Source organism: Aquirufa sp. 5-AUSEE-100C1 (assembly GCF_054558655.1).
This window is the reverse complement of sequence record NZ_JBPXKO010000002.1, coordinates 1-13626: the sequence shown is the minus strand read 5'-3', so window position 1 is coordinate 13626 and position 13626 is coordinate 1. Positions and strand designations below refer to the sequence as shown.

Below are 13626 nucleotides of genomic sequence, written 5' to 3'. Positions count from 1 at the left end.
TTATTAGTTTAGATTTTCAATTTAAGCAATTTATTCAAACACTGTATTCCATATCAAGGAATATACTTCGGTGGGTTCCATTTTATCAGTTGCCTGATAATCCGCAATGAATAACGGATAATATTCTTCTTGGCATAAAGGACTTCCATGTGAACCTTTGACCAAGTTTGCATCCAGTGGGATTACATCCATTCGGTATCGAAACCCCGCGAGTTTACGGGCTAATTTGTAGGCCGCACGCAATTTGATCAATGGATTTTTAGGGTCCATGAACATCTCTACGGGGTCGTAACCCGGTTTCTTGAAGATGTCGACACAGCGCGCGAAATCGGGTGCCTTCTTGTCGTCCAACCAATAATAGTAAGTAAACCAAGCATCTGAATCCGCTATTAAAACCAAATCTCCCGCCCTTGGGTGGTCAATGTGGTAGGCCGCTAATTCGTCGCCCGAGAGTACTTTGGCAACGCCTGATGTTTGGGCCAACAACGATTTCACAGCCTCAATGACGGATTGATCCGGACAATAAACATGCGCGATTTGATGATCTGAAACGGCAAAGGCTCGTGAAGCACCGGCATCCAATAGTTCCAATCCTTGCTCTTCGCGTAGTGCGAGATATCCTACATTTCGTAAAATTCGATTCAGGTGAACCGGTCTCGAAACATCATTAATGCCGTATTCGGATAGAATAATGACTTTCGCTCCTCTGCTTTCGAAATGAGAAATTAGACGCTCGACAACCCCATCGATTTCCTGCAAATCACCTTTAATTTGATCAAAATCCACCCCGAATTTCTGTAAACAATAATCCAAGTGGGGGAGGTAGATGAAGGTTAAAGTTGCATCATATTTCTTGTCAACATAGATCGACGCATTCGCAATCCAATTTGTGGATTTGATATTCGCATTCGGTCCCCAGAAATTAAACAAGGGAAATGTTCCAAATGCCTCCTGCAATTCATCCCGCAAGTCGGCCGGATGACTGTAACAATCCGGCATTTTAACCCCATCCGAATGATATTGCGGTCTGGGTGTTACCGAATAATCCACACTCGAATACATGTTATACCACCAAAATAAATTGGCGCAAGTAAATTTTGAATCTTTTCTTTTCGCCGCATCCCAAATCTTTTCATCCCCCACCAGTTTATTGGATTGCTTCCAAAACTTCACTTCGGAGTCGACCGCATCATACCAACCATTTCCTACGATTCCATGGGAACTCGGATACTTGCCCGTCAAATAGACACTTTGGGATGTAGTTGTCACTGCCGGAAAAGGGGGCTTGATTTTTGCCTTATTTTTACCAGCAATATAGCCGTCTAGGAAAGGGGTGTGTTTTCCGAGGACGCTTTCACTAAGCCCAACAATATCAATTACGACGGTTTTTTGCATAATAATTCTTGAATATACGTGATTTCACGTGCCACAGAGGTCTCAATGTTTTCCTGGTATTCTGCCGGTAAAACGCCCCATGTATAGGTCTCAATTTCCATCATACGCGTCACATTATGTGATTGATGATAGCTTAGTGTTTCTGAAATCTCAGCCTGCGTGGAATTCAATAAGCCATAAGAGTCTAAAAATAAGGGCACATGAAAATGCACACGCCACTCATCATACACGCCTTCTTTGTATTGTTCCAGGGCCTCCGACAAATCTTTGAATTGATCGTAGGAACCATCTTTTCTCAAGGCCTTCACCTGGTGTAGATAGGTAGGTTCTTCGTATTGTTTTAGTGCCTCAATTCGTTCCAATGCTTGATTTCGAAGGTCAACGCGTAGAGCGGAGCTAATTTGGATTTTCCCGATTGAAATGTTTTTCGCAGCTAATTCTTGGAGGGATTCAGCAGGTTTATCAAAGGAAACTCCGTAATGGCAAACATCGAAGCAAATATGAATGTGCCGGCGAACCCATTCCTCCGGTACGCCTGCCGTGATGGCGAACGGGATCAACGTATCTGTGTACCAATCCACGAATTCGCGGTGGTTCTCCAACAAGCCATCGGGTTCAGGTTCGATATCAATATGAATCCACTTGCCCGTTTTTTGTTCCGTTTGGGCCAAATAGGGCACGAGTTTCAATAATTCCATGGTCGCCTGAGCACAGGCTGCCGAACGATTATCCCACCAATATTTGTATGAAAGTGGTGAGGTAGAAATTCCTCCTTCAGATAAATCATCAGGCATAATTTGGCTTAATAAATCGATTAGCCGTCGGGTATAATTCACCCGATCTTGAGATGTCCAATCCGGTGCATGGACTTGATCCTTAACAATTGTATTGTGAAATCCACCGTATGGAAAACCATTCAGCGTAAATACATAAAGCTTTTCTTGGGATAACCAGGCTTTTAGCGCGGCCAATTTATTCTTGTCCTCACTTAAATCGATGCTCGCCTGATTTGCTATGCGCAAACCTAAACCCATGGGTTCATTAGGGCATACTTCATTTTTGACCTTGGGGACGGTTACCTGTAAATTAGCGAAATGCTCCTCCCAAATCTCACCGGGATGGATGTTGCTGCAATAACTCAAGTGTCCGTAGGCTGTTTCCATTTTATGCGTATTTGGCTAAAAAAGCAACCGAATCTTGGATTGTTTTAAAATCCATTTCATGTACTTCTTCCCCTTTTCCTAATTTCTTTAAAAGCGTAATCGTCAGATGGCCTCCCAAATGCTCTTGGAATTCTTGCAATCCTTTATGTAGGTTTTGGCATTCGTTTTCTGCCAAAGCGGGATGATAGGCATCAAATCCCAAACCCTTAATTACCGCAATGATTCGTTCGCAATCAGGCAAACTAATCGCACCAATTAAATGCGAATACACACAATCCAATGCAATACCAATAGCAACTGCCTCTCCATGTCGAATCTTAAAATCCGATAGGTATTCCAATTTATGTGCCGCCCAATGCCCAAAATCCAAAGGCCGCGCAGAGCCCAATTCAAATGGATCTCCTCCCGAAATATGTTTCATGTGTAAATCGGCACAACGATAAATCTGTTCCGTCATCACCTTTTCATCACGGGCATTCATGGCGGAAACATTAGCCTCCAACCACTCAAAAAAGGCTAAATCTTTAATTAGGGCTACTTTGATCGCTTCCGCAATGCCAGACCTCCAATCGCGATCTTCCAAAGTACTTAAAAAAGCCACATCATTAAATACAGCCACCGCTGGAGCAAAGGTCCCTAAGAAGTTCTTCTTGCCTAAGTAGTTCACCCCGTTCTTAACCCCAACACCTGAATCGTTTTGAGATAAAACGGTAGTAGGTATGCGAATTAATTTGACTCCCCGGTGCGAGATGGCGGCTGCATAGCCCGACATGTCTAAAAAGGCACCCCCACCGATCGCCGCCACAAAGGAATGGCGGTCGATCCGATGCTCGTCAATCGTCCTTACCACTTCTTCATAGAAACGTGGATCGTTTTTACAAACTTCACCGCCTGGTAGTACCAACAGCTCTGGTGCCAGATCTGCGACATTATTCGTCTCAAAGTAGGATACAATGGAACTTGTCAAGCTTGGATGTGCATCGGCAACCCCTTTATCAATGACGAACAAAATCCGTTTGCGAAAATTGCTTTGGCCAAAATTCGATATAAAATCACACAAGGTCTTATTACTTGCCTCAAACAAGTGTTTCGTGAAAATCACTTGGTATTGAAAGGGAACTTGAAATTGCTGTTGTAAAACTTGCATGAAATCGATGTTATGAAACGGCGAATTTTTTACCTACCCACATGGAGATCGGTAATAAGGCTAAGGTAACAAATGCCATGTAATATTGTTCACTCAGGGCTACCCAGGCTGCATTCATCAAAATAAGTGTTAGGACACCTGTTTTGACGGTTTGGCCAATATTAGGACCGATGGGATGTTTAATGGCAATTAATAATTTAGAAAAAATGAGATAAGCATGTACCAAAACGAAGGGCAACATGTATAGGTATTTTCCCGTTTGGAATCCTACCGCCAATTGGCTAGCATGGACAAGGATGAAAAGAACTGCTGCGAACCAGAGGGTGATTGGCTGACTGCCATGTACCTCGCCCCGACTAACCAAGGTAATCGCAGCGATGTAAATCAAGGGAATCAAGATGAGCTGGAAGTTTTCCAAGACACCCAATTCATACACACTCATGCCTAGCATCAGGTTATAAGCCCGACAAAGCCCCATGTTGATTGGGCCAAAGATGCGCATGTGTTTCCCTTTATAATCATAGAACAAGGCAAGTATAGTTATGACAATGGATACGATTCCACTTAACCGGCTTTGCCAAAAGGCTAAAAATATTCCGAGTGCTAATAAGACCACACCTCCAAATACAGCTTCCATTCGCTGAATTCGGCCGCTCGGTAAGGCACGTTCGGGACGTTCGATGGTATCTAATTCATGGTCAAAGATGTCGTTGAAGACAACCCCTCCAGCATACAAACACATGGTTGAGATTCCTAGAAAAATGACCGGCCAAAATTGATAATCCAAGGTCCCAAAGGTAAATCCCACAATTGCCATTCCCGCCAAGACATCTGTCAAAGCTGTGATGACATTCGCGGGTCGCATAAGTTCAAGAAAGGCTCGTATTTTGGTGCGCATTAACGAATGATTAGGGAATCTTTGTTGACACGCGGCGCCTGTCCACCTCGTAAAACCGTATTGCCATTAAACTTTTGGGTCTGATCAATTTCCAGTCCGTTGATAAAATCCGATTCTTGAATCTGACCACTTTGCGCAAAAGCATCCAAAGCATTTTGGTAAGTAACCAATCGAATATGTTCATCAGGAACTTCTTTGATTTTCATCAAAGCTGCTGTTTTTGGAATGGCTAAGGGGTCTGAAATCCCCCAATCCGCCGCTGAATTCACCATGATGCGTTCAGGACCGTATTGTTTGACAATCTCCACCATGCGCTCATTGCCCATTTTGGTGAACGGGTAAATGGTAAACGCGGCATAGAAACCTTGGTCGAGGACCGACTTCACCGTTTCCTCGTTATTGTGGTCAATAATGACCATGTTCGGTTTGATTCCATGCTCCAAAGCAATCGCCATGCTACGTTCCGTGCCTTTTTTCTTGTCGCGATGGGGGGTGTGTACCTGAACGGGTAGGTTCATTTCTTTGGCCAGTTCCAACTGCGCGCGATAGTATTTTTCTTCCGCGGCTGTTTGGTCATCAAAACCGATTTCGCCGACACCCACAACACCTTCTTTTTGCAAGAATAGAGGTAATATTTCCATCACTTGTTCGGCTAATGCTTCATGATTTGCCTCCCGTGAATTTAAACCGATGGTGCAATAATGTTTGATGCCAAATTGAGACGAACGGAACCGTTCCCATCCTACTAAACTGGCAAAATAGTCCTTAAATGACGCTAATCCCGTACGCGGTTGGCCCAACCAAAATGCAGGTTCAATCAATGCAACCACACCCGCATCGGCAAGAGCTTGGTAATCATCGGTCGTCCGCGAGGTCATGTGCACATGCGGATCAAAGAATTTCATGCCTTGGGTATATTGGGCAAAAGAACCATCAACAGCGTGTGCTGTCGTTTTTTCTTGCTCGGTTCCTTCGAAATGGGATGGATTACCAACGGGTTTATGTTCTTGGCACATATTAGGCGGTATATATAGGTTCTGCTTTTTCTAATTCTTGCCACATTCCTTGCGTACTGCCTGGAATTTGGACTTCTTGTTTTACCAATGATGCTGCTCGTACATCGCTTGAATTTTCAGATTGAATTAACCTTTCAATATCAGATTGTAATGTTTCGTTCATAAATCTAGGTATCAGTCGCCAAACTTGTGACGGTACCCGACGGCCTGCTGACCAGCGTTCATGTGCAAAGTCGGAAAGCGTCATCGCTAGTTCTGCATTAGCGCGTTCGTCTAAACCAATGATATGGTGGATAGCCTTATCATTGAATATGCATTTTAAAACCAACTGATTCCAGGCAGCTTCGCTGAAATAATCTCTTGGATACGTATTATCGAATGCGATTGCGTCAAAAACAGGACCCACGTTCGATCGAACCGCATCGGTTGCACGTAACAAAAAATGGATCGGATTGGCTAAATAGGGCAAGGATTTTGTCAGCGCAACGGCTTCTTGCATTTCAGCTGTTTCAAATAGAAGGTCAACTTGCTTTTCATCAAGCTTTGTTAGAATTGCTAAACGAACGACTTGGTCGAGGTTCCAATTCTTAAACATTCCATCTGTAATGAGACGTTTCGAGACAAATCGTGGGACTTTGACAAAAGCTAAGCTGAGTGACTTGCCCTCCAATAGAAATTGATCTGCCATCCAATTTGATTCGGATTCATTGGCAAAGGCAGCAATCGTTTCAGTGATTTGTAGATTCGTTTTCACGGCTAATTAGGTTCCTATCAACGAAAATACTAAAAAAAATGAGGATTTTTATGATTTATTGAGATGATCAATATTCTCGTCATCTTTTATCCTAAATGGACCTTTTTTTAGGAAAATTATTGGCCAAAAATAGCGGTATAATATGCCGAGCTTTTGGCTAAAAATTCGCTGATTGCGTGTATCCTCATTCCATCTTTTGCCATTTAAGATGTTGATGCTAATTTTCCAAGCCCAAAAGAGAGGTGCCAGGATTGAGTAATTAATAAAAATAACTAGCAATGCGAGTATCCCGTAACTCTTTCGGACCCATAGTAGATTGGAAACTTGGATTTGCATGGCAAATCGATTGACCCAAGAGAAGTCGGTCCGACGGTATGGGTTTTCCTGGATGAGGTGAATAAATTTTACATCTTCAAAATAGGCCAATTTCCCTTTTTGATGTAATCGAAAGGATATTTCAGCATCTTCCGCATACATAAAGAAATCTTCGTCCCAACCATTGATATCGAGGAGCGTTTTTCTGTCGGCCATTAAAAACGCACCCACTATATTATTGGTTTCTTCCGCTTGATTAAATTCTTCTTTCGGCAATAATTTGTCAACGAGTTTTTGGCAAAGACGCTGATTCGGCAAAATGTAGAAATCTCGTCGAATTTCGTTGAGGGTCCGATAAAATGGGATGGGGTTTAGTTGGGCGTCAACTTGGATACCGCCGAGAGCAATTAAGTTTGAGTCAAGTTTCAGATGTTTCCATGCTTTCTCAATGGCATTGTCAAATAGTAATGTGTCAGCATTTAAAAACAACACATAATCTCCTTTTGCAAGTCTTAAACCTTGATTGTTGGCTTTTGAGAAACCCACATTTCCTTCGGAATTTATCCAAGTCGTTTTTGGGAATTCATTCAGTATGGCCTCGTTGGCACCTGGAATTGGGTGATTATCAACAACGATGCATTCAAATTGGATGGTTTTGGTATGTGTATACAAACTTCGCAAGCAATCTAATAAGAGCGCTTCAGTTCGATAATTGACAAATACGATTGATACATCCATAAACTTCAAAATTAGTTTGATTTTAGTTTATTTAAACAGCTTGACCTGTATTTCTTTTTGTTTGCGTGATACATTGCTTATATTTCGTCTATAAAATCCGAAAAATTATCATGCGTAAATTCGTATACTTCCTCGTTCTAATCGCAATACAATTCACTTCTTTAGCACAAAAATTTACTTTGGAGGCGGTAAAGTCATATGCTTTCCCAACTGAATTAGTTCGTTCTTCCAAAGGCGATAAACTAGCTTGGGCGATGGATGAAAAGGGTGTCCGCAATGTCTATGTGGCTGAAGCACCAAATTTTGAGGCAAGAAAAATAACGAATTACAAGGATGACGATGGTCAAGAGCTAACATCTATTTCCATATCTGAAGATGGTAAATGGGTTTTGTTCGTTCGAGGCGGGGATCATGGAGCTAATTTTGATGATGAGAAAGCGGTAAATCCTTCGGGCAATATCGAACCTCAAACCGTTCGTGTGATGCAGGTTGCCTTCACAGGTGGCCCGATTCGTATTATTTCGGAAGGAGATTATCCTGTCATTTCACCTGATAATAAGTTGGTCGCCTACATTAAGGAAGGACAGCCTTGGGTAAGTAAGTTGGATACGAATGAGAATGAAGATTTTTTAGATGTTCCTGTTCGCTTATTCAGAACAAGAGGGAACGTACATTCCTTAACTTGGGCACCTGGGGGGAAGAAAATAGCATTTGTTGCCGACCGGAAAGATCATTCGTTTGTTGGCTATTTTGAGTTGGGTAAAGCCAATTTGAATTTTGTGAATCCTTCATTTGCCAATGATTTTAGTCCACGCTGGTCACCGGATGGAAGCCAGTTGGCCTTTATCCGTACACCAGCAGAAGGCGGCTCAACGGACTCGCTGACGCAACGGAAGCGGATTCCTTGGTCAATCCGCAAGGTAGGCTTAGTTGCCGGGGAGAAATCAAGCTTGGTTTGGGAAGCACCGAATACGTATCGTGGATCTTTGCCAACGACCCATGGGGGGACGAATTTACATTGGCCGAAACAGGACCGATTGGTATTTACGTCTTATCATGATGGCTGGCCTCATGCTTATTCTGTTGCAGCGAGTGGAGGAGCGCCATTATTGCTCAGTCCTGGAGAATTTATGGTAGAGCATTTAAGTGTCAGTTCAGATGGGAATACGGTATTTTTTGATGCAAATACTGGCTCGGATGTGACGGATAAAGATCGTCGCCATATATGTCAAGTATCTGTGGATAAAGCCGACATGAAGGTGGTTACCCCGGGTGTCGGGAATGAATGGTCGGCTGTATCCGTCCAAGGAGGTTATGCCTACCTAGGGGCTGGCGCGCAAAAGGCACCTCAATTAATGGTAACGGCGGGTTCAAGTACACGTTCGGTAACTGAGAGCTTAATTCCAGCTGAATTTCCGACAAAGTTGTTAGTTGAGCCTAAGCAGGTGGTATTTAAATCTTTGGATGGCCTAAGCATTCATGGGCAGTTGTTTGATAATTCGAATGGAAGTCAGAAAAAACCGGCAATCATTTTCGTGCATGGAGGACCTCCGCGTCAGATGTTATTAGGATGGCATTATTCAGATTACTATTCAAATGCCTATGCATTGAATCAGTATTTGGCGAATTTGGGATTTGTGGTTTTATCTGTGAATTATCGCTTGGGTATTGGTTATGGCTATGATTTTCATAATCCAAAATCTGCTGGACAATGGGGTGCATCTGAGTATTTGGACATCAAGGCGGCAGGGGAGTGGTTGGCCCAACAATCCTTTGTGGACCCAAAGAAAATAGCTTTGTATGGAGGTTCTTATGGAGGCTATTTAACGGCATTAGCCTTGGCACGTGATTCAAAATTATTTGCAACTGGCGTGGATATACATGGAGTACATGATTGGGCGCATCAACGTGAATTACCGATGGATGCTTTGGCAGGACCCCATAAGGCGCCGGATGCAGATTGGGCAACGAGTCTTTCGTATCGATCTTCCCCGATCTCTTCCTTAGACACATGGAAGTCGCCCGTGCTTTTTATTCATGCGGATGATGATCGAAATGTGCCATTTAGTCAAAGCATAGATTTGATCAACCGTTTGCAAAAGAAGAAGGTGCCGATGGAGACTTTGGTCATTGTGGATGATACGCATCATTGGATGAAATTTTCTAACGCTTTACGGGTGTTTCAGACCACTGCGGATTACTTAAAAGCGCAGTTGATGAAATAGGTAAAACCCTTGTTTTTCCTTAATTTTGCGCCATGCAAGAAAGACCGATTACCGATTGGCTTCCTTTGACCAAAAAGGAAGTGGAAAAGCGTGGCTGGGATGAGCTCGATGTGATATTAATATCCGGCGACGCTTATGTGGACCATCCTGCTTTTGGAACGGCGGTGATTGGTCGGATCATGGAAAGTGAGGGATTGAAGGTGGGTATTGTGGCCCAACCGAACTGGCAGGATGACTTACGTGATTTCAAGAAATTAGGAAAGCCCAAGTATTTTTTCGGTGTGACGGCGGGTTGTATGGATTCGATGGTGAATCATTATACGGCCAATAAGCGTTTGCGTTCAAATGATTCCTATACACCGGGTGGTGAGGCAGGATTTCGTCCTGATTATGCTACGACGGTTTATTCCAAGATTTTAAAGGAAATTTATCCCGATGTGCCCGTTTTGATTGGGGGGATTGAGGCATCGTTACGTCGAGTTACCCATTATGATTATTGGGCGGATAAGTTGTTTCCATCTATTTTGGTGGATTCGAAAGCGGACATGCTGGTCTATGGCATGGGCGAACAGCCTTTGCGTGAGATTATTCGTGGGGTGAAATCTGGGAAGAAGCTGAGTGAATTAACGGATATTAATCAAGTGGCTTTTTTGCAGAAGCAAACAGAGGCTTTGCCGGTGGTTGGAGATTGGGAAACGGTGGAGTTGGCCAGTCATGAGGTATGTTTACAGGATAAGATTAAATACGCGGCTAATTTTAAGATTGTGGAGGTGGAGTCGAATAAGTGGCAGGCGAATCGGATTACGCAGGCAGTAGGAGACGAGCTTTTAGTTATCAATCCTCCATTTAAGACGATGGAGGAGGCGGAGATGGATAAATCCTTTGATTTGCCTTATACTCGTTTACCGCATCCGAAGTACAAAAAGAGAGGACCGATACCAGCTTATGAAATGATTAAGTTTTCGGTGAATATGCACCGGGGCTGTTTTGGTGGATGTAGTTTTTGTACGATTTCTGCGCATCAAGGAAAGTTTATTGCTTCGAGGAGTGAGAAATCGATTATGAAGGAAGTGGATCAAATCACGAAGCAGCCGGATTTCAAGGGTTATATATCGGATTTGGGAGGTCCATCGGCGAATATGTATCGCATGAAGGGGAAGGATGAATCGATTTGTGCTAAGTGCGTGAGTCCTTCGTGTATACATCCGGTGATCTGTAATAATTTAGATACGAATCACACGCCATTAACGGAGATTTACCGGAAGGTAGATGCCCATCCGGGAGTGAAGAAGGCATTTGTGGGTTCGGGTGTGCGGTATGATTTATTGGTAGATGATTTTAATAAGAACAATCAGGATGGTAATCATGATGAATACATGGAGCAATTGATTACGCGCCATGTGTCGGGGCGTTTGAAGGTAGCTCCTGAGCATACTTCGGATGCCACTTTACGAGTGATGCGGAAACCATCGTTTAAGTATTTCCATGCGTTTAAGAAGAAATATGATGAGATTTCTGCCAAATTCGGTTTAAAGCAGCCCTTGATCCCTTATTTTATTTCGTCGCATCCGGGATGTGAGGAGGAGGATATGGCGAATTTGGCGGCGGAAACGAAGGATTTAGGCTTCCAATTGGAGCAGGTGCAGGATTTCACGCCCACACCGATGACGGTGGCGGAAGTGATCTATTATTCGGGTGTGCATCCGTATACTTTGCAGCCGATTAAAACGGCGAAGACGCGGGAGGAGAAGCAGAATCAGAATAAGTATTTCTTCTGGTATAAGGCGGAATACAAGGATTGGATTCGAAATCGTTTGACGTATTTGAAGCGGCCTGATTTGGCACAAAGATTGTTGGGTTTCCGAAATAATAAAACGGGCTGGGGCAAGAAATAAAGATTGAATTAGTTAACCAAAATAGAATACAATGGATGAAAATGATGAATTAATCGTTCGCGATAGCAATGGTGCTGTTTTGAAAGATGGCGATTCGGTAACGGTCATTAAAGATTTGAAGGTACGTGGCTCATCGAGTGTGATTAAGCGAGGTACAATGGTAAAGAATATTCGTTTGACGGATGATGCGGATGAGATAGAAGGGAAGGTAGAAAAGTCGATGATGGTATTGAGAACGGAGTTTCTGAAGAAGGCGTAGGGGAGTCGATGGTCGCTAGTCTCTAGTCACTAGTCCGAAGGGAATAAGTCCGAAGTCCGAAGGAAAACTCTTAACTCTTAGTTCTTAGTTCATCAGTGGGCAGTATTCAGTTGTCCGAAGGGAATAAGTCCGAAGTCCGAAGGATTAGTTCTTAGTTTTTACCTCTTAGTTCTTACCTCTTTAGCTATTCCTCCTCAACCTCATCCTCCTCATCTTGAATCAATCCTTGGTTTAATTTCTTGGTGGATTTGATTCCTAGTTTATGTAGTTTTTCGGCGCGGCCTACAAGGTTTCCTTTGCCGGAGCTGAGTTTATTGAGGGCGTCATTGTGGGCGTCTTCGGCTTTTTTGATGTGTTTGCCTACGTCTTCCATGTCTTTGGTGAAGCCTACGAATTTGTCGTAGAGATCGCCAGCTTGACGGGCTATTTCCAGTGCATTTCGTGTTTGGTATTCGGTCTTCCAAACGGATGCGATGGTCCGTAAGGTTGCTAATAGGGTAGAAGGGGACACCAAAACGATTTTACGTTCCCATGCGTAATTAAACAAGGTCGTATCTTGGCTGATGGTAGCTACGAAGCCTGATTCAATGGGGATGAATAGGATGGTAAAATCGGGGCTATTGAGGCCTAAACCGGTGTGGTAGTCTTTAGCAGAAAGTAATTTAATATGGGTTTTTAGTGATTCGATGTGCTCTTTGAGCGCTTGTTCTTTATCGATTGTTCCATCTTCAGCGCTTGTATAGCGTTCATAGGCAGTTAGTGATACTTTGGAGTCGATGATGAGGTTCTTGTTGTCGGGAAGAAATACAACCGCATCGGGTTTAATGGTTTCATTCGTTTGGTTTTTGGTCACGAATTGGGTCTCGTATTCTTGGCCTTTTTTGAGGCCGGAGCTTTCTAAAACGCGTTCCAATATCATTTCACCCCAATTTCCTTGGGATTTATTGGAGCCTTTGAGGGCATTTGTCAGGTCTTCCGTTTTTTGGGTAACAGTTTGGTTCAGGTTAGTCAGGTTTTTAATTTGCTCTAATAGTACAGTATTTTGTTGTAAGGAGTTTTTTTGACCTTCGTTGACCTGTGTTTCAAATGCCTGCAATTTCTCCTTCAGTGGGTTTAAAACATCGTTTAATTTAACCTGTTGTTGCTCGCTGAGCATACGACCTTGTCGGAGAACCGATTCATTACTTATATCGGTTAACATTTTTCGTAGTTTATCTTCGTCGGCCTTTTGGCTTTCGACAGTTGCTTTGAGTGTTTCGTTTTGACCTTCGAGTTGGGATACTTTTCCAAACAGGTTTTTATTATCCAGTTCAAGCGATTCCACTTTGGATTGGACGTTGGATAATTGAGCCAATTGGCTTTGTAATAGGGTTATTTTGCCTTGAAGTAGGAGGTAGGCGCCTCCCGATCCAGCGATGAGGGCGATAAGGATATATACGATAGTCATGTGGCAAATATAGGGAAAAGAACTAAGAGTTAAGAACTAAGAACAATCCTTTGGACTTGAAAAACCAGGTAAGAGGTTAGAGCTAGGAACTAAGAACTAATCCTTCGGACACCTGACTACTGACCACTGACTACTGCCTACTGCACACTGACTACTGACTACTGGAGAACTAAGAACTTTCCCTTCGGACTTGAAAAACCAGGTTAGAGGTAAGAGGTAAGAGTTTTCCTCCGGACTACTGCCCACTGACTACTGCCCACTGACTACTGCCCACTGACTACTGCCCACTGAACACTGACGACTAGCGACTATTAGGCAAAAAAAAGACCCACACTTTTGGTGCAGGTCTGTTTGAATAACTTGGAGCTTACTTA

Annotated in this window: 11 protein-coding genes; 3 read left to right on the top strand and 8 right to left on the bottom strand. The window is 43.2% G+C overall.

Going from position 1 to position 13626, the window contains the following annotated elements; genetic code table 11:
* Nucleotides 1-30: 30 nt before the first annotated feature.
* The 7 genes from ACMH5P_RS03875 to ACMH5P_RS03845 all read right to left on the bottom strand — a co-directional run bounded on the left by ACMH5P_RS03875 (nt 31) and on the right by ACMH5P_RS03845 (nt 7426).
* Nucleotides 31-1395: an alkaline phosphatase family protein gene (locus ACMH5P_RS03875; protein WP_459493007.1), complete on the bottom strand. Its 1365-nt coding sequence runs from the start codon at nt 1393-1395 to the stop codon at nt 31-33.
* The gene (eboE, locus tag ACMH5P_RS03870) at nt 1377-2558 is read right to left on the bottom strand and encodes a metabolite traffic protein EboE (protein ID WP_459493006.1); all 1182 of its coding nucleotides are present in this window, start codon (nt 2556-2558) and stop codon (nt 1377-1379) included. The genes ACMH5P_RS03875 and eboE overlap by 19 nt, the downstream gene beginning before the upstream one ends.
* A gap of 1 nt (nt 2559) precedes the next feature.
* A complete protein-coding gene (locus ACMH5P_RS03865; RefSeq protein WP_459493005.1) occupies nt 2560-3705 on the bottom strand; it encodes a 3-dehydroquinate synthase in 1146 nt (381 codons plus the stop codon).
* Nucleotides 3706-3715: 10 nt separating this feature from the next.
* Nucleotides 3716-4603: a UbiA-like protein EboC gene (eboC, locus tag ACMH5P_RS03860; protein ID WP_459493004.1), complete on the bottom strand. Its 888-nt coding sequence runs from the start codon at nt 4601-4603 to the stop codon at nt 3716-3718.
* Nucleotides 4603-5508, bottom strand: a complete 906-nt coding sequence (locus tag ACMH5P_RS03855; RefSeq protein WP_459493615.1) for a TatD family hydrolase — start codon at nt 5506-5508, stop codon at nt 4603-4605. The genes eboC and ACMH5P_RS03855 overlap by 1 nt, the downstream gene beginning before the upstream one ends.
* Before the next feature lie 112 nt (nt 5509-5620).
* Entirely contained in the window at nt 5621-6373 is a 753-nt protein-coding gene (locus ACMH5P_RS03850) for an EboA domain-containing protein (protein ID WP_459493003.1), read from the bottom strand.
* Between the two features lie 48 nt (nt 6374-6421).
* Nucleotides 6422-7426, bottom strand: a complete 1005-nt coding sequence (locus ACMH5P_RS03845) for a glycosyltransferase family 2 protein (RefSeq protein ID WP_459493002.1) — start codon at nt 7424-7426, stop codon at nt 6422-6424.
* Nucleotides 7427-7536: 110 nt separating this feature from the next.
* Here ACMH5P_RS03845 and ACMH5P_RS03840 point away from each other — a divergent pair, with 110 nt between their 5' ends.
* The 3 genes from ACMH5P_RS03840 to ACMH5P_RS03830 are packed head-to-tail and all read left to right on the top strand — an operon-like array spanning nt 7537 to nt 11805.
* Entirely contained in the window at nt 7537-9651 is a 2115-nt protein-coding gene (locus ACMH5P_RS03840; RefSeq protein ID WP_459493001.1) for a S9 family peptidase, read from the top strand.
* A 32-nt stretch (nt 9652-9683) separates the two neighbouring features.
* On the top strand, nt 9684-11546 hold the full coding sequence (locus ACMH5P_RS03835) for a YgiQ family radical SAM protein (protein ID WP_459493000.1): 1863 nt from the start codon (nt 9684-9686) through the stop codon (nt 11544-11546).
* Nucleotides 11547-11577: 31 nt separating this feature from the next.
* On the top strand, nt 11578-11805 hold the full coding sequence (locus tag ACMH5P_RS03830) for a zinc ribbon domain-containing protein YjdM (RefSeq protein WP_459492999.1): 228 nt from the start codon (nt 11578-11580) through the stop codon (nt 11803-11805).
* Between the two features lie 184 nt (nt 11806-11989).
* On the opposite strand, the gene ACMH5P_RS03825 is transcribed toward ACMH5P_RS03830, so the two are convergent.
* Nucleotides 11990-13252, bottom strand: a complete 1263-nt coding sequence (locus ACMH5P_RS03825; RefSeq protein WP_459492998.1) for a DNA recombination protein RmuC — start codon at nt 13250-13252, stop codon at nt 11990-11992.
* Nucleotides 13253-13626 lie beyond the last annotated feature (374 nt).